The sequence below is a fragment of the Sinorhizobium sp. NFACC03 genome (assembly GCF_900103435.1).
GTDB lineage: Bacteria > Pseudomonadota > Alphaproteobacteria > Rhizobiales > Rhizobiaceae > Ensifer.
This window is the reverse complement of the sequence record NZ_FMXF01000049.1, coordinates 1-15,251: the sequence shown is the minus strand read 5'-3', so window position 1 is coordinate 15,251 and position 15,251 is coordinate 1. Positions and strand designations below refer to the sequence as shown.

General features: G+C 63.2%; 16 protein-coding genes. 5 read left to right on the top strand and 11 right to left on the bottom strand.

Translation table 11 applies throughout. The annotated features are described in order from the left end of the window. Positions 1-53: 53 nt before the first annotated feature. Complete coding sequence (locus BLU35_RS32695; protein WP_093236217.1) at positions 54-1,283, bottom strand: aminotransferase-like domain-containing protein; 1,230 nt, start codon at positions 1,281-1,283, stop codon at positions 54-56. 553 nt (positions 1,284-1,836) lie between these two features. On the opposite strand from BLU35_RS32695, the gene BLU35_RS32690 reads away from it, so the two are divergent. From BLU35_RS32690 to BLU35_RS32680, 3 genes are all read left to right on the top strand, one after another. Continuing rightward, on the top strand, positions 1,837-3,474 hold the full coding sequence (locus BLU35_RS32690; RefSeq protein ID WP_093236216.1) for an arylsulfatase: 1,638 nt from the start codon (positions 1,837-1,839) through the stop codon (positions 3,472-3,474). A 162-nt stretch (positions 3,475-3,636) separates the two neighbouring features. Further along, positions 3,637-4,083, top strand: a complete 447-nt coding sequence (locus tag BLU35_RS32685) for a hypothetical protein (protein ID WP_093236215.1) — start codon at positions 3,637-3,639, stop codon at positions 4,081-4,083. A 291-nt stretch (positions 4,084-4,374) separates the two neighbouring features. Next, positions 4,375-4,971, top strand: coding sequence for a class I SAM-dependent methyltransferase (locus tag BLU35_RS32680; protein ID WP_093236229.1), 597 nt, complete (start codon positions 4,375-4,377; stop codon positions 4,969-4,971). 170 nt (positions 4,972-5,141) lie between these two features. On the opposite strand, the gene BLU35_RS32675 is transcribed toward BLU35_RS32680, so the two are convergent. Continuing rightward, a complete protein-coding gene (locus BLU35_RS32675; protein ID WP_093236214.1) occupies positions 5,142-6,359 on the bottom strand; it encodes an RDD family protein in 1,218 nt (405 codons plus the stop codon). A gap of 700 nt (positions 6,360-7,059) precedes the next feature. Here BLU35_RS32675 and BLU35_RS36500 point away from each other — a divergent pair. Then, complete coding sequence (locus tag BLU35_RS36500) at positions 7,060-7,464, top strand: sulfatase-like hydrolase/transferase (protein WP_286161706.1); 405 nt, start codon at positions 7,060-7,062, stop codon at positions 7,462-7,464. Further along, on the top strand, positions 7,451-8,281 hold the full coding sequence (locus BLU35_RS32670) for a sulfatase-like hydrolase/transferase (RefSeq protein ID WP_286161705.1): 831 nt from the start codon (positions 7,451-7,453) through the stop codon (positions 8,279-8,281). The genes BLU35_RS36500 and BLU35_RS32670 overlap by 14 nt, the downstream gene beginning before the upstream one ends. A 39-nt stretch (positions 8,282-8,320) precedes the next feature. On the opposite strand, the gene BLU35_RS32665 is transcribed toward BLU35_RS32670, so the two are convergent. The 9 genes from BLU35_RS32665 to BLU35_RS32630 form a co-directional block, all read right to left on the bottom strand. Further along, positions 8,321-8,623: a hypothetical protein gene (locus BLU35_RS32665; RefSeq protein WP_244495711.1), complete on the bottom strand. Its 303-nt coding sequence runs from the start codon at positions 8,621-8,623 to the stop codon at positions 8,321-8,323. A gap of 123 nt (positions 8,624-8,746) precedes the next feature. After that, complete coding sequence (locus tag BLU35_RS32660; RefSeq protein WP_093236213.1) at positions 8,747-9,454, bottom strand: L,D-transpeptidase; 708 nt, start codon at positions 9,452-9,454, stop codon at positions 8,747-8,749. Beyond that, entirely contained in the window at positions 9,451-10,365 is a 915-nt protein-coding gene (locus tag BLU35_RS32655) for an ABC transporter substrate-binding protein (protein WP_093236212.1), read from the bottom strand. The genes BLU35_RS32660 and BLU35_RS32655 overlap by 4 nt, the downstream gene beginning before the upstream one ends. A gap of 379 nt (positions 10,366-10,744) precedes the next feature. Continuing rightward, positions 10,745-10,909 carry a hypothetical protein gene (locus BLU35_RS35820; RefSeq protein ID WP_176907541.1) on the bottom strand — a complete coding sequence of 55 codons (165 nt, stop codon included), beginning with the start codon at positions 10,907-10,909 and terminating at the stop codon, positions 10,745-10,747. Beyond that, entirely contained in the window at positions 10,887-11,276 is a 390-nt protein-coding gene (locus BLU35_RS32650) for a metal-dependent hydrolase (RefSeq protein WP_176907539.1), read from the bottom strand. Before BLU35_RS32650 ends, BLU35_RS35820 begins: the two co-directional genes overlap by 23 nt. 137 nt (positions 11,277-11,413) lie before the next feature. Next, positions 11,414-11,629, bottom strand: coding sequence for a hypothetical protein (locus tag BLU35_RS32645; RefSeq protein WP_093236211.1), 216 nt, complete (start codon positions 11,627-11,629; stop codon positions 11,414-11,416). Between the two features lie 82 nt (positions 11,630-11,711). Next, positions 11,712-12,761 (bottom strand): MBL fold metallo-hydrolase, encoded by a 1,050-nt coding sequence (locus tag BLU35_RS32640; protein ID WP_093236210.1) that lies wholly within the window; start codon positions 12,759-12,761, stop codon positions 11,712-11,714. Positions 12,762-13,178: 417 nt separating this feature from the next. Further along, complete coding sequence (locus BLU35_RS32635) at positions 13,179-13,841, bottom strand: peroxiredoxin (RefSeq protein WP_093236209.1); 663 nt, start codon at positions 13,839-13,841, stop codon at positions 13,179-13,181. Positions 13,842-14,358: 517 nt separating this feature from the next. Then, positions 14,359-14,829 (bottom strand): c-type cytochrome, encoded by a 471-nt coding sequence (locus BLU35_RS32630; protein ID WP_309239023.1) that lies wholly within the window; start codon positions 14,827-14,829, stop codon positions 14,359-14,361. Between the last annotated feature and the right edge of the window lie 422 nt (positions 14,830-15,251).

Below are 15,251 nucleotides of genomic sequence, written 5' to 3'. Positions count from 1 at the left end.
AACGCGCCCGCCGAAGCGGACGCGTTCTTTTTCTGGACCGGAAGCTTGGCGTCTTAGGCAGCCAGCGCCGCCGCTTCGCCGCGGACGAGATCGCCGAGGCGGCGAATGCCCTCCTCGATCATGTGGTCGTTGGCGCAGGAGAAGGAGACGCGCAGCGTATTTTCGCCCGAGCCGTCGGCAAAGAAGGCGCGGCCGGGCACGAAGGCGACCTTCACCGTCTCGATCGATTTCGCCAGCAGTGCGGCACCATCCATGCCCTTCGGCAGCGTCACCCAGACGAACATGCCACCTTCCGGCTTCGTCCAGGAAACACCCTCGGGCATGTACTTTTCGAGCGCCGCCAGCATGGCGTTGCGGCGCTGCTTGTAGACCCGGTGGATCTTGGCCACCTGCTGGTCGAAGCCGCGCTCGGCAACCGTGCAGATCGCCATCTGGTTGATCGTCGAGGAATGGAGATCGGCCGCCTGCTTCAGAAGCACCAGTTTGCGGATCACCTTTTCCGAGGCGCAGACCCAGCCGACGCGAAGGCCCGGGGCCAGCGTCTTCGAGAACGAGCCGCAATAGATCGTGCGGGTGTTGTTGATGTCGCCCTTGCGCGCGATTTCGAGCGCCAGGATCGGCGGCACCGGCTCGCCGTCGTAGCGCAGCGACTGGTAGGCCGCGTCTTCGATGACGGCGATGTCGAGGTCTTCGGCAAGCGCCAGCACGCGCTCGCGGCCGGCCCGGTCGACGGTCTCGCCGGTCGGGTTGGCGAAATCGGCCGACAGATAGGCGAACTTGACGCGGCCGCCCGCTTCGCCTGCCGCCTGGCGGTAGGCTTCCGGCGTGCGGTTGCCGTTCGGGTTCAGCTGGTCGTAGGTCGGCTCATAGGCGTTGAAGGCCTGCAGCGCACCGAGATAGGTCGGCCAGGTGACGAGTGCGGTATCGTTCGGCGACAGGAACAGCTTGCCGAGATAATCGAGGCCTTGCTGCGAACCCGAAGTGATGAAGATGTTGTCGGCGCCGGCGGGAATGCCCAGCGCTGCCATCTGCTTGGCGAGCCATTCGCGCAGCGGCTTGTAGCCCTCGCTGACCGAATATTGCAGCGCCGCGCCAACGGCCGGGCCTGCGAAGATCTCGGCATAGGCGTCCTTGAATTCCGCATCCGGAAACAGCGCGGGGTCGGGAATGCCGCCGGCAAACGAGATGATGTCAGGACGATCGAGCAGCTTCAAAAGTTCGCGGATTTCCGAGGCGCGCATCCGGCTCGAGCGCGTCGCGAAGATGTGTTCCCAATCCAGCATGGGGTGTTTCCTCAGAGATTATTGGTGCGGAAAGCGGTTCTCCGCTTTCTCCCGCGTCGTTGTAGAGCGCCGTGCTTTCAGGTGAACGCACAAAGGACGCTCGGGCATTTTCGTTCTAGAGCATCTTTCCACTTCAAGCGATCCCACTTGAGAGCGCGACGCTCTGGACGGCGAAGCGACAGGACCACGATGGCTAATTTATGTCAATATTATTGACCTAAATCCGTGCGTTTTTCGGGCTTTTTGGGCTCTTCGCACGTCGCGTCCGGGGCCTGACGTTACGTCAGTCCAAGCCGAATGCCACGCGGCCCCGGGCAAAGCAAGCCACTGCGTAACTGTTACGCTCTTGCCGCCTGCCTCTGCCGGGCGCACAGTCATGCGTCCACCGATTGTGTTTCATGGCAGCGCCGTCTGTCCGGACGGACGTCAACGGCCGCTGCAGCGCTTTCACGTGCCGCATGATTTGCCCTCGGCTCGATCCGATCGCAGGCCCGATCGCAGCAATGACGCGGCACAAAGGTCCCGATCCACTGGCGATATGGAGCGACATGCCATGAGCAAGCATCCCATATCCGATCAACCCGAACATAACGGACAGCCTCAGAACGAACCGCTTTTGAGTGTCAGCCGCCGCGACCTGCTGCTTGGTGGCAGTGCATTGGCCGCAGCGGCGCTGACCGTCTCCGCCCCCGCGGCGCACGCGCAGCAATCAGCAGCGCCTGCCGCCGTCGGCGGCAAGCCGAACATCCTGATGATCATGGGCGACGATATCGGCTGGCTCAATCCGAGCATCTATCACCGCGGCATGATGGGCTATCGCACGCCCAACATCGACCGCATCGGCAATGAGGGTGCTCTCTTCACCGATTGGTATGGCGAGCAGAGCTGCACCGCCGGGCGCGCCGCCTTCATCACCGGCCAGTCGCCGATCCGCACCGGCCTGACGAAAGTCGGCCTGCCCGGCGCCGATCTCGGCCTGCAGCCGGAAGACCCGACCGTTGCCGAACTGCTCAAGGCGCAGGGCTATGCCACCGGCCAGTTCGGCAAGAACCACCTGGGCGACAAGGACGAGTTCCTGCCGACCGCCCACGGCTTCGACGAGTTCTTCGGCAACCTTTACCACCTCAATGCCGAGGAGGAGCCGGAAAATCCCGATTATCCGAAGAGCCCGGAATTTGCCAAGCGCTTCGGCCCGCGCGGCGTCATCCACTCCTATGCCGATGGCCGGATCGAGGATACCGGCGCGCTGACGAAGAAGCGCATGGAAACGGTCGACAGCGAGTTCCTGGCGGCCGCCCTCGATTTCATCGACCGCCAGCACAATGCCCAGAAGCCGTGGTTCTGCTATTTCAACTCGACCCGCATGCATATCTTCACGCACCTGAAGGCAGAGTCTCAAGGCAAGACCGGCAAGGGTCTCTACCCCGACGGCATGGTGGAGCATGACGGCCATGTCGGCGAGCTGCTCAAGAAGCTCGAGGATCTTGGCGTTCTCGAAAACACCATCGTTATCTACACGACCGACAACGGCGCCGAAGTGATGAGCTGGCCGGATGGCGGTACGACACCGTTCCGCGGCGAGAAGGCCACCAACTGGGAAGGGGGATATCGCGTTCCGATGCTGATCCGCTGGCCGGGCGTCATCAAGCCGAACACGGTCTATAATGACATGTTCTCGCATTACGACCTGATCCCGACCTTCTGCGCCGCCGCGGGCGAGCCGGATATCGTGGCGAAGTGCCTCACCGGCTATGAGGCCGGCAGCAAGACCTTCAAGGTCCACCTCGACGGCTTCAACCTGATGCCCTTCTTCCGCGGCGAAGTGATGGATTCGCCCCGGCGCGAATTCCTCTACTGGAACGACGACGGCGAACTGGTGGCGATCCGGGTGCAGGACTGGAAGGTCAACTTCAAGATCCAGGAACACACCGGCATCGGCGTCTGGCAGCGCGAATTCACCAGCCTTCGCGTCCCCTGGATCATCAACATCCGCGCCGACCCCTTCGAGCGCGGCCCGGAATCCTTCGAATACGACCGCTGGATGGCAGAGCGCGCCTTCATCCTCGTGCCCTCGCAGGCGCTGGTCGCCAAGTGGCTGGAAAGTTTCAGGGAGTTCCCGATCCGCCAGAAGCCGGCAAGCTTCAATCTCGACGAGGTGATGGACAAGCTCTCGACCGGCGGCAAACAATAGACATGATGCCCCTCGCCGTTTCCATCTCGCAGGGCAGCCTCTGCGGGATGGCGGCGGCGGAAGAAGCCGCACCCGTTGCCGGAGAGTTCAAAGGAACGAAATTGCGGACAGAGGAGCTGAAGAGTAGAATTTCGCCCTTCATTCGACCGGAGGGACTAGGCCATGAGACTGTTTATCCTGTCGGCTGGCGCCACCCTGGCGCTGGCATCCGCAGCCTTTGCGGCACCCACGGCGCCCACGACGCAGCCCCTGAAGATCTCCAAGGAGTGCAGCCAGTTCACCGGCGACACGCCGAGCTTCTGCACCATCACGGAATCGAACCTTGAGGCGATCCCGGCGGGCACCAAGATCCTCTACTACGGACCGGTGATCACCAATCCGCTCTTCTCCAGCAGCAATGCGGTCATCGCCGTCGGAAACGGCGACTCGGCGCTCGGATACTGCATCGTCTACGAATCGGCCAGTCCGCCGCTTGGAACCTGTGCGTTTCATGCGGGCAGCGGCACGCTCGCCGGTTTCCAGGCGATCGTGAAGGTCACGGTCGACAACAAGCAGATCTGGCACTGGGACGGAGGCTACGTCCTCGGCGCCACCCAGGCCGCCAAGTGAGACGTTAAGGAGTTGCCGGTCTCGCCGGCTGTTTGACATGAGTTCAGGGCGTGACACCTGATCAGGTGACATTGGCGGCGAGGCTGACGTTCGCCACGGACGTCAGTCGCGGATCGATCGGATCGGATGGCTTCAAGCCTTCCGAAGAGGAATTCCAGTGTTTGCAATAGTGATCGGCGGCGCACCGACGAACCGGTCGTCGAGCGGCCTGCGCCGCGCAGGCCTTGACAGTGGCAGGCGACTACCATCCGCTACGCTCGCTCTCTCATGGACCGCAGCCAAGACGAACGCATGGCCGAACCCGACGACACCCTCGCCTTTTACCGCGACAACGCCGCCACCTATGCCGCACGCGACCGCAAGCCGCCGACGGCGCGGCTCGCCGCCTTCATGCGCGCGTTGCCGCCGGGCGCCGCCGTCCTCGACCTTGGTTGCGGCGGCGGGGACGACAGCCTCGTCATGCTCGAAGCCGCTCTCGACGTCACCGCCTGCGACGGCTCGGCGGAACTGGCCCGCGAGGCGGAAAAGCGCATCGGTCGCAAGGTCAAGGTGATGAGGTTTCAGGAGATCGACTGGCACGACCGCTTCCATGGGATCTGGGCCGAAGCGTCGCTCCTGCACGTGCCGCGCGCCGAGCTCGCCGACGTCCTCGAGCGCGTTCATCGGTCGCTGAGGCCGGGCGGTGTTCTCCACGCGAGCTTCAAGGCCGGCGAGGCGGAGGGGTACGACCGCCTGGGGCGCTACTACAACTATCCTTCGGCAGAATGGCTTCGCACTTGCCTCCAGCACAGCGGCTGGTCGAACATCGAGATCAGCGAGGCCGATGGCGGCGGCTACGACGGCGAGCCGACCCGCTGGCTGCATGTCGCGGCAATCCGATCGGCCTGACGCCCGCTCAGCGCCCGAGTCTCGCCAACCTGCGTGTCCCCAAGGCCTGTCGCATGAAAAGGTGTCACACGCCAGGCTTTAAGCTCTTGTTTTCATGAACGTCGTCGCCGCAAAACCGCTGCACACTTCTGCCCGACAGGCATTCGATCCCCCACCGATGCAAGCGACGCCTACTTCGGCGCCGTTGCGAACATGGCGTCGACAAACCGCTTCGCCTCCGCCTGCTGCTCCCCAGAACTTCCGCGGGTGTAGACCAACGTTCTCCACGCGTCGCGTCCGCTGACGGCCACCGTCACTTCAACACGCGTATCCTCGACACCCAAAGCCTTCCCCGTTGCCTGCAAGGCTGTCATGTCGAGGACCGTGACTGGCTGCCACGCAGAGGTGATCTTGATATCCGAGGCCAAGGCGAACGCAAGCGCCTCCGCATAAACGGCGGTTTCGACGCCTTCGGACGGGAGCTGTTCGTGACCGAACACCGCCTCCGACAGAAGTTCGGCGGAAAAGAAATAGAAGGCGCGACCATCCTCGACTTCGAGTTCCTCGGGCTGCCAGGACGCTCCGATAGTTGCCGCCCTCTGCGTCACCGGATTGGACCAGGATTGGGTTGTGCGGAGGTTCCTCTCCATCTGCCGATCCTCCATCCCGAGCACGGAGGTGCCGACAAACAGAGCGGCCGAAACGGCGAGCGCGCCCCCGAAACGAACCTCTGAGGGATCGGCAAGAACTGCCGGATTGCCATCGTCGTAGCTCGCGGGCTGCCCCAGGGCAACGCGCCGGTGCTGCCGGATTTGCGTGAACAGGGAAACGAAGGGAATGCCGAACCCCAGGCCCGCCACCCAGACCATGAACTCCCTGACCAGGAAGAACGCGAAGCGGTCGCGACCGGGCGGCACGGGAACTCGCACACCGACGATTGCCTTGCCGGGCGTGGTCCCCGTGACGGCCATGCTGATGGCAAGCACCACCGCGACGAGGGGCAACAACATCAAGCACAGCAGCAGGCTGGGCATGGAAACCATTCGCAGGTAGGTGCTCGGCGCGTAGAAGACAGCCCACAGACCGATGCCCGCGCCAAGCAGCGGGATAAACGGGAAATTGTCGATGAAGCGCGCCCAAAACCGCGGCCAGGGCCGGTAGCTGACGGCCGGCCTTGGCAGGACCGCGACCGGTTCGGCGACAGGTTCCAGCGCGCCCGGTTGCTCCGGCAGCGTTGCGAAGACCTCGGCAAGTTCGGGATGGCTTGCGGCCACCCGCCGTTCTTCCGCCCCTTCCCGCCAGACGACGGTCTCGTCCGCAATCTTGCCGTCTCGAATGAGGGTACGAACCTCGTCGTCACCGACAGGCCCATGTTGTTCTGGTCCTGCTGAGTAGTACCAAGCTGCCATGCTGTTGCCCCTTGCCTTGCGGCACGAGTAGCAAAAGCCATCGCAGCGGTAAAGTTGCGAAAATCAAAATGAACATTCCAGGAGTTGTCGCCGCGCCGTCGTCACAACAACAGCTCTGGCGCGCCGAAGCGGCAGCAGCCGGCACCGCGCATCGGCCGAACCCGGTATCCGATCCGCTTCGCCTCAGGCCTCGCTGCTAAAGTAACTCAGGATCAAAAGCGTGCAGATCGCTGCAACGATCAATGCGTCGAAAAGTGCAAAATGCTCGAAGAACGAGAGCATGGCATTTCCTCCTTCCAACTAAACCTATGAGAGCACATATTTCGACGGTTTGGAAGAAGAACACCGGGCTATACTGACGTTCAATTGATATTACTCGGCATTATTATTGCTCCGCAAGCGCCGCACAATGACGATTCCAACATCAAGACCGGCACAACTTCAAGATTCGGCTCTCGATCGGAATGCCGAACGACTTGATTTCCTTCAACCGCCCGGGACGCGCCGACCCGCTCGGAGGTGACGCCAGTCCTGCCCGTGGCGGCCTTCAGTCGCCTTCGTCGACGAACGGCTCTGAGGAAAAAGCCCAGCGCCGGCGCCGCGGCAAACCGATTGACGGCGCTACCGGAAGATGTAGATATTAGCAATATCGAATGAAAAGATCCGCCGGCCGGCGGGGTCTATTTTCCAGGGGGTGCGCATGTCTGACCTGCAAGCGAACAACGCCCGCGCGGGCGGCGGCGAAACGGCCGTCGCCGACAAGGACAAAAGCGGCTTGACGCGGCGCGAGGCTCTCATGAGCGGCGCGGCGTTTGCCGTTGCCGCCGGCATGCCGGCCGGCCTTGCCGCCTTCTCCGCAAACCCGGCCCTCGCCAATGGCACGACGCCGCCGAACATCGTCTACATCATCGCCGACGATCTCGGCTGGGCCGATGTCGGCTTCCATGGCTCCGACATCAGGACGCCCAATCTCGACAAGCTCGCCGAAACGGGCGTGACCTTCGACGAATTTTACGCCCAGCCCATGTGCACGCCGACGCGCGCCGCCTTCCTCACCGGCCGCTACCCCTTGCGCTACGGCGGCGCGGGTCGTGGAAGGGCATGATGCCGCCGCTCCCCTGTTCCTCTACCTCGCCTTTACCGCGCCGCACACGCCGTTCCAGGCGCCTGAGGATTATCTCGACCGCTACAAGCACATCGCGGATGAAAACCGCCGCGCCTACGCGGCGATGATTTCCGTGCTTGACGATGGCATCGGCAAACTGGTGGCAGCGCTCGAAAAACGCGGCATGCGCGACAACACGCTGATTGTCTTTCACAGCGACAATGGCGGCGTGACAAGCTCGCTCTTTGCCGGCGACAACAAGGTCAGCGGCGGATTGCCGGCGAACAACGGCCCCTACCGCGACGGCAAGGGCACGCTCTATGAAGGCGGCACCCGCGTCGCAACGCTTGCCAACTGGCCGGAGAGGATCAAGCCGGGCAAGGTCGGCGGCATGGTCCATGTCGTCGACATGTACCCGACGCTCGCAGCCATCGCCGGTGCGCCGCTCGGCAAGAACAAGCCGCTCGACGGCATGAACCTCTGGCCGGCCTTGAGCGAAGGCAAGCCTTCGCCGCGTGGGGAGCTCGTCTACAATGTCGATCCGCTGGCAGGTGCTGTGCGCAAGGACAATTGGAAGCTCGTCTGGAAGGCAGCCCTGCCCTCCAGGCTGGAGCTTTTCGACATCGCCGCCGACCCGTCCGAGACGAAGAATCTCTCGGCAGAGAACGGCGACAAGCTGCGCGAACTTCAGGACTGGATCACCAGGCTCGCCGGCGAAATGGTCCAGCCGCTTCTTCTCATGGATGCCGCGCGGCTGACCTTCTATGCACCGCGGGTCGTCGCCGACCCTGCGACGCTGTTCAGTCTTGGAGATTAATTATCAGCGAAGGTCGCGCAAGCGCGGGCGCTTGCCCGCCTAAACCGGCGTCACGGATTTCACGCTGCCGGTACTATCGACGACGCAGTTGTATTTGCGGCCGCCTGCGTCGAGATCGACGCTGTAGCTTGTCGCGTCGAGCGCCCGGGAGCTCGTCGGCAGCACCTTGGTGCTTTCGAGCTTCGCCGTGCCCGCGACCGCGTTGGCGCAGATCAGCTGCAGGTCGGCCGGCGCCGTCTGCAGGCTCGTGCGCGCCATATCCTCAGGTTTGGGCGCTGACTGGCAGCCACCGATTATGGCCAGCGCCAAAGCCACGGGAACAAACCCCTTCGAACGCAACATCCCCTCGCTCACTATCTGTTCTCCCCTTTGAGTATTTGCCTGTCACTGGGTCCTGCGGGACGGATTGGCCACGCCTGACCCTGCGGCCAATTAAAAGCACTCGCCACCCCTGTTCGAGCGACGTCATACCCCCTTGTAGAGTGCTGCCCCCTGCATCAGCACGATCACCTTGGCGCCGATCTCGATGCGCGAATGCAGGTCGGTGACGTCGTCATTGTTCATGCGGATGCAGCCGGACGAAACGTCGAGCCCGATCGTCCAGGGCTCGACCGTGCCGTGGATGCGGTAGATCGTGTCCTGGTCGCCCTCGTAGAGATAAAGCGCGCGGGAGCCGAGCGGATTGTCCGGCCCGCCGGGCATGCCGGCCGCCCATTTGGCGGCGTTCGGGTCGCGGGCCACCATCTCGGCCGGCGGTGTCCAGGTCGGCCATTCCGCCGTGCGTCCGACGCGCACGATTCCGGCCCAGCCGAAGCCCTCGCGGCCGACGCCGATGCCGTAGCGGATCGCCTGGCCGCCCGGCTGCACCAGGTAGAGGAAATGCTGGTTGCCGTCGATGATGATGGTGCCGGGTTGCTCCGCCGTGCGGAACGGCACCACCTGGCGGCGGAAGGCTTCCGGCAGCTGGTTGTTGCGGGCGAAGTATTGCCGCGCTTTCTTCTTGTCGTAATTCACCCACTTCTTGGTGCGGGCATCATAGATCTGCGTCTGTGCCAGTGCGGCCAGCGGACCGAGGCAGAGCGCGGCAGCAAGAACGGCAGCACCGAGCTTGCGCCGCGTCCATGCCGGCTGATCCTTGCTGACAGGACGGTTATGGTCGGATGTCGCGGTCATGGCTTGGCCCACCCGTCGATGCGCGCTGCGTTGTCCTCGGCCCATTTCTTCGCGTAGTCGGCCGGCGCCTGCCGCTCGACCTCCAGCGCGTAGCTCATCTTCGTCACTTCCTCCGGCGAGAAATCCACCTTCTCCAGGAACTTCGCGATGTCAGGGTGCTTCTTGCCGAAGGCGGTGGCATAGGCGATCTGGAAATGCGCCGCCTCCCAGGCGGTCGAGGCGCTGGATTTCGAGACCCAGAGCGGGTCGCTCGGCGGCACGATCTTCCACTTGGCGGCATCGTGCGGCGGCTCTTCGAGCCTGGCAATCTGGTGCAGCTCGAACACATGGTGCGGCGCGTAGCAGTAAAACACCATCGGCCGCCCGGTCGCGACCGCCGCGTCCACCGCCGCCATTGCCACTTCCTCTTCCGCCTCGAACAGCGTCAGGGTTTCGCCATAGCCGTAGCCCGCCGCCCGCGCCCGCTCGATGCCGGTTGAAAGCCAGGTCGCAGCCCCGATCCACATCTCGCCCTTGCCGTCGCCGTCGGTGTCGAGGATCTTGGTTTTCTCGGGGTCGCTGAGATCGGCGACCGTCTTGATCGTCGCGGCGGCTTCCGGCGTGGCGCAAAGCCCCTGCCAGGCCGGCACACTGCGTTCCGTCAGCTGACCGACACCCTTGTCGGTCACGTATTTGCGCACGACATCCTCGAAATTCGGGCGCCAGACTTCCGGCTGGATATCGACCGTGCCCGTCTCGAAGCCGACGAAGGCATTGAGTGTGCCGAGTTCCTTGACCTCGGCATCGAGCCCGAACTTCTTGGCGATGCCCACTTTCAGGATATTGGCCGTCGCCTGGCCCGACGGCCAGTTCGGCATGGCGATCACCAGGTCGGCGGCAGTGACCGGCACGGTCACGGACGCGGCAAGCATGACAGCCAGCGCCGCTGGCAGAAACCTCGACTTTCCCTTCACAGTCCCCTCCGGCCTCGAGCAATCGATGCGAATGACGTCGTGAATGCGTATCAGGAATGCGTCCAAGTTCCGGGGCACGCGAGGCGCGCGCCACGGCTATGCGAATGCTATCAAAGTGATACAGCGACCTTTGCGGGTCCGGTAAGACCGCGGCGCTGCAGTGTTCCCTGTGCCGTCTGCCGGCATCTTCGTTTCTTGGCCGGCAGGATGCATAGAACGACGGCCTTCGTCAACGATCCGGCTACACCGCACGTTGCATGGGGAGGGCCTCTTCATCGGCGTTCACGCCGCGGCACCGCGCGAGACCGCAAGCATTGCATGCCGGAGTTCGTGGAGCCTACGGCTCTGCCGCACGGGCAGCCTCTTTCCCGATGGCGCGCCGCGCCCTGAAATCGCGCAGGGCGAACTGGCCTGCAACCAACCAAATCGCCAGCTCAAGCGCAAAGGTCCAGTGCAGCAGGAAGTTCAGATACCAGGGCTTATAGACCGCCTGCACATGCACCAGGTTCACCCGGAGATCGGCGAAGGGAAAGAGCCAGCGGACATCTGCCGCGATCGAATCCATCACCAGATGCAGGAAGCACGCTGATGAGCCCGACACCGACGAGGACGAGCTGATTGCGTCGCCCGGTGGCGATGAGGAGAAGCGCGATCGCCGCCGCCAGCACCAGCCAGAAGACCGGCGTATGCACCCAGTAGTCGTGATGCGGCGTGCGGCGCTGGTCGATCAGGTAGAAATAGGCGAGATCGAAATCCGGCAGAACGGAACAGAGCAGCCCGATGCCGAAGATGGCGCGGGCCTGCGAGGGATTGCGACGCGCAAAGGGGCGGCTCAGCAGATAGCCTGCCGGCAGATGGGCAATGAACAAGGCAGGTTTCCTCCTGAAGCGCAATCCCGCGGAACCGCGTCTTTCACACCCGCAGTCGAGGCGTGAATGCTTGAGGATTTGCAACCGAAAATGTCGGATTCGTGGCTGTTGCCCACAGCCGCCGCTGCCAGCGGGTGCTACCAGTTGCCCGGATCAGCACTGTGATCGATGCTGGCGAATTCGTCGGCCTTTTCCCGGTCGAGCGTCAGGCTGGTGGCGTTCTTCGCCTCATCGGTGACGGCGTAGGTGAGCGGCGCCGGCTCGCGCGTCAGATACTGGTACATCAGAAGTGCTGCTTCCTCGGCGCTATCGGCCTCGAACTCCCTGACAACGCTGACGGAAAACTTGCGCATGGCCGACCCCTGCTCTTTGAACGCTCCTATGAGATGGCGCGCCCGCGCCCGGCGTCAATGCGTCGACGTCAATGCGTCGGCATCAATGTGTCACGGGCCCATCCGCCTTCTTCCAGGCGGCAATGCCGCCCTCGATATGGCAGGCGGTGGTGAGGCCGGCGGCCTGGGCGGCCTCCACGGCCATGGCGGAGCGCTCGCCGTAGGCGCAGTAGAAGACGATGCGTTTGCCCGTTGCCTCCGCCAGTTCGTGCAGCACGCCGCCGGTCGCGATGTTCTGCTCGAGGTCCGGATAGGGCGCGTGCAGCGAGCCGGGAATGACCCCGTGCTTTTCCCGCTCGGCCTTCTCGCGCAGGTCGACCAGCGCGATCTTCGCCCGGCCGCAGAGCGCCAGCGCCTCCTTGGCCGAAAGCGCCCAGCCACGCCGCGCGATCTCGTCCTGGTGCAGGCCGATGTGGACGTTGGCCGGCACCGCCACATCCATCATCTTCGGGTTCGGCAGCTTGAGGTTGTTCATCAGGTCGACATATTCGTCGACGGATTTCACCCTGAGACGTGGATTGAAGTGCTTCTCTTCGCCGATGGTCGAAACCGTGTCGCCCTTGTAGTCGTGCGCCGGGTAGACGAGCGTCTCGTCCGGCAGCTTCAGGAGCTTGTTGAAGATCGAGTCATATTGCTGGCGCGGGTCGCCGTTCTGGAAATCCGTGCGCCCGGTGCCGCGGATCAAGAGCGTGTCACCGGTAAAGACCCGCCGCCCCATGTCGCCGCCCATCAGGAAGGAATAGGAATCGTCGGTATGGCCGGGCGTATAGAGCACGTCGAGGCTGAGACCCTCGATCGACACCCGGTCGCCCTCCGCAACCCGCATGGAAACGACGTCGGCCGCCGTCTGCTCGCCCATCACGGTGATGCAATGGGTCTGGTCGCGCAGCGCCCCGAGGCCGGTGATGTGATCGGCATGGAGATGGGTGTCGACGGCCTTGACCAGCCGGAGATCGAGTTCGCGGACGAGCTGCAGGTAACGCTCGACCTTTTCCAACACCGGATCGATGATCAGCGCCTCGCCGCCCTGCCGGCTGGCGATCAGGTAGGTATAGGTGCCGGACACGCTGTCGAACAATTGACGGAAGATCATCGGCGGCTCCTTGGCTGACGATAACGCGGCTTCCAATCGGGGCGCGATGGCAAAGAGAGGAGGTCGCCTCTCATCCGCACAGGTGAGGAGGTTTGCCCCTCATCCGCGCGGTGAGGGAGAAGCCCCTCATCCGCCTGCCGGCACCTTCTCCCCGCAAGCGGGGCGAAGGGACGTTGCCGCACGCCCGAGTTTCCCCTCTCCCCCGTGCGGAGAGTACCAAGTTTGCACTGCGACCGCTCCAGCCGGAGCCTCCAAACATTGGAGAAGGCAAAGAGCCAGACGGGTGCAACGGGTCTCCTTCTCCCCGCCTGCGGGGAGAAGGTGCCGGCAGGCGGATGAGGGGCAATTCCCTCACCGCGGGGATGAGGGCGCATCCCTCACAGAGTGGATGTCCTCACCCTTTGCCGATGCGACGCCTCAGCCCTTCGGCTGCGGCACGATGCGGATATAGGGCTTCGGCGCGCGCCAGCCTTCCGGATAGACCTTGCGGGCGTCCTCGTCGCTGACCGAACCGGCGATGATGACGTCGTCGCCCTGTTTCCAGTTCACCGGCGTCGCCACCTTGTGCTTGGCCGTCAGCTGCAGCGAGTCGATGACGCGCAGCACCTCGTCGAAGTTGCGGCCGGTGGTCATCGGGTAGATGAGGATCAGCTTGATCTTCTTGTCCGGGCCGATGACGAAGACGTTGCGCACCGTCTGGTTGTCGGCAGGCGTGCGCTGCGTCGGATCGCCCGAGACGGGGGCCGGCAGCATGCCGTAGAGCTTCGAGACGGTGTAGTCGACGTCGGCGATCATCGGGAAGTTCGGCGCATGGCCCTGCGTTTCCTCGATGTCGGCGGCCCAGCCGGCATGCCGGTCGAGCGGATCGACGGAGAGGCCGATGATCTTGACGCCGCGCCGGTCGAATTCCGGCTTGATGCGCGCCATGTAGCCGAGCTCGGTGGTGCAGACGGGCGTATAGTCCTTGGGGTGCGAGAACAGGACCGCCCAGGAGTCGCCGATCCAGTCGTGAAACCGGATGGTGCCATCGGTCGTTCCGACCTCGAAGTCCGGTGCGAGGTCATTGATTGCAAGCGTCACGATACCCTCCAATGTGTGTGAGCGCCGCGCCCGCCGGGCGCGATGGAAGCACTCCATTTTCTTGACAGCGCCGCGTTCGGCAAGGCGCCAAACGGCCGCTGTAATCCTCTGCTTTCGTCCATTGTTTACGCTCCGGCGACAACCGTCCGGAGGAAAAATTCCTTTAGAAAATCAAATCATTACGGCAGCCCTGGAGCACGCCGGGAAGCCCGGCGCCAAGGCGCGATGTCCAGTGTGCCACTTTTGCCGCTTAAGGCAACCGGAAAGACGCAGCCTTGCAACCGGCCGGATCGAGGCTTGCATCATCGATCGTCGGTCGCCGCGGCAGGCCAGCCACGCGTCGAAATGTTGTCGCAACGCCGGCCTCGCCGCTGCACGCGTGTGCAGACGCGCCAAGCGCCATTGATCTTATCCTTGGCAATTCGACACTGCGGACATCGCTCGCCGGTTTCATCCGCCAATCCCGGAAGGTTCGCATCCGACGGGCGAGTTGAGCAGGCTCGTATGCCTGTCGCTGCTACTCTTTCTTCATTCGGAATTTCTCGTGACAGCTGCCGCAATTCGTGGTTACCGCGTTGAACTGCGTCTTAAATGCTTCGAGATCCTGCGGATTGGCAGCGACGGCAGCGGCCGCAGCCACCCGGAATTTCTCGGCAGCCGCCTTGAACGCGGTCATATCTTGCCAAATTGCCGGCAAGGCGGCCGTGTCTCCGGTTTCGCTGCCGGCGGGAAACAAGACGTCCACGTCGAATTTTTCTGCGTTCTCGCTAAGGCCCTTGAGGGCGGTCATGGCAACGGCAGCGTCAAACGGTTTTTCTCCCTTGACCATGGGAGCGACGGTGCCGACCAGTCTACCGCGCTCCTTCATGATAGCCTTGCGATCTGCAATTGGATCAGCGAAGGCGCTGGAGCCCGTAAGCGCGAGTGCGGCGATGGCAAGAATGAGCGTTCTCATGAGCAAACCCTCTGGATTGCGGTTGAGCGGCATGACGAAACCCAACTAAAATACACGCAAAAAATTCACCGCCCCAATTCACGCTTTCGTGTTGTTCTGGTTTGGAATTTCGCAATTCCTGACGGAAAACCGCTGCACACTTTTCCTGGAATTGCTTGTCTTATGACATTGGCTGCCGAACAGGTCAGAACGGAACCGCTGCGGGAGGGTCGCCGCCCTCCCGCAGCGGCGAGGGTCGGATCGTTGGAATTGCGGACCTTTTGATGGGTCGAGCTAGAGTCGGATCGCCCTCGTCTTTCCCTTGAGGCCTGAACGGATACCCGGAGTTCGGCTCCGGATGACAAGCACAGGACAAGCGAAAGATGATGAACGATAGCATCGGGGTCGACATCTCGAAAGACCATCTCGACGTCCACAGGCTGAGCGACGGTGTGAGCCGGCGCTTCGCCAACGAC

Excerpts from the sequence above, each read along its gene's own strand:
- BLU35_RS32640 (WP_093236210.1), bottom strand. The coding sequence starts at position 12,761 with ATGATCTTCCGTCAATTGTTCGACAGCGTGTCCGGCACCTATACCTAC.
- BLU35_RS32690 (WP_093236216.1), top strand. The coding sequence starts at position 1,837 with ATGAGCAAGCATCCCATATCCGATCAACCCGAACATAACGGACAGCCT.
- BLU35_RS32645 (WP_093236211.1), bottom strand. The coding sequence starts at position 11,629 with ATGCGCAAGTTTTCCGTCAGCGTTGTCAGGGAGTTCGAGGCCGATAGC.
- BLU35_RS32695 (WP_093236217.1), bottom strand. The coding sequence starts at position 1,283 with ATGCTGGATTGGGAACACATCTTCGCGACGCGCTCGAGCCGGATGCGC.
- BLU35_RS36500 (WP_286161706.1), top strand. The coding sequence starts at position 7,060 with ATGTCTGACCTGCAAGCGAACAACGCCCGCGCGGGCGGCGGCGAAACG.
- BLU35_RS32630 (WP_309239023.1), bottom strand. The coding sequence starts at position 14,829 with ATGCCGCTCAACCGCAATCCAGAGGGTTTGCTCATGAGAACGCTCATT.
- BLU35_RS32685 (WP_093236215.1), top strand. The coding sequence starts at position 3,637 with ATGAGACTGTTTATCCTGTCGGCTGGCGCCACCCTGGCGCTGGCATCC.
- BLU35_RS32680 (WP_093236229.1), top strand. The coding sequence starts at position 4,375 with ATGGCCGAACCCGACGACACCCTCGCCTTTTACCGCGACAACGCCGCC.
- BLU35_RS32665 (WP_244495711.1), bottom strand. The coding sequence starts at position 8,623 with ATGTTGCGTTCGAAGGGGTTTGTTCCCGTGGCTTTGGCGCTGGCCATA.
- BLU35_RS32660 (WP_093236213.1), bottom strand. The coding sequence starts at position 9,454 with ATGACCGCGACATCCGACCATAACCGTCCTGTCAGCAAGGATCAGCCG.
- BLU35_RS32675 (WP_093236214.1), bottom strand. The coding sequence starts at position 6,359 with ATGGCAGCTTGGTACTACTCAGCAGGACCAGAACAACATGGGCCTGTC.
- BLU35_RS32655 (WP_093236212.1), bottom strand. The coding sequence starts at position 10,365 with ATGCTTGCCGCGTCCGTGACCGTGCCGGTCACTGCCGCCGACCTGGTG.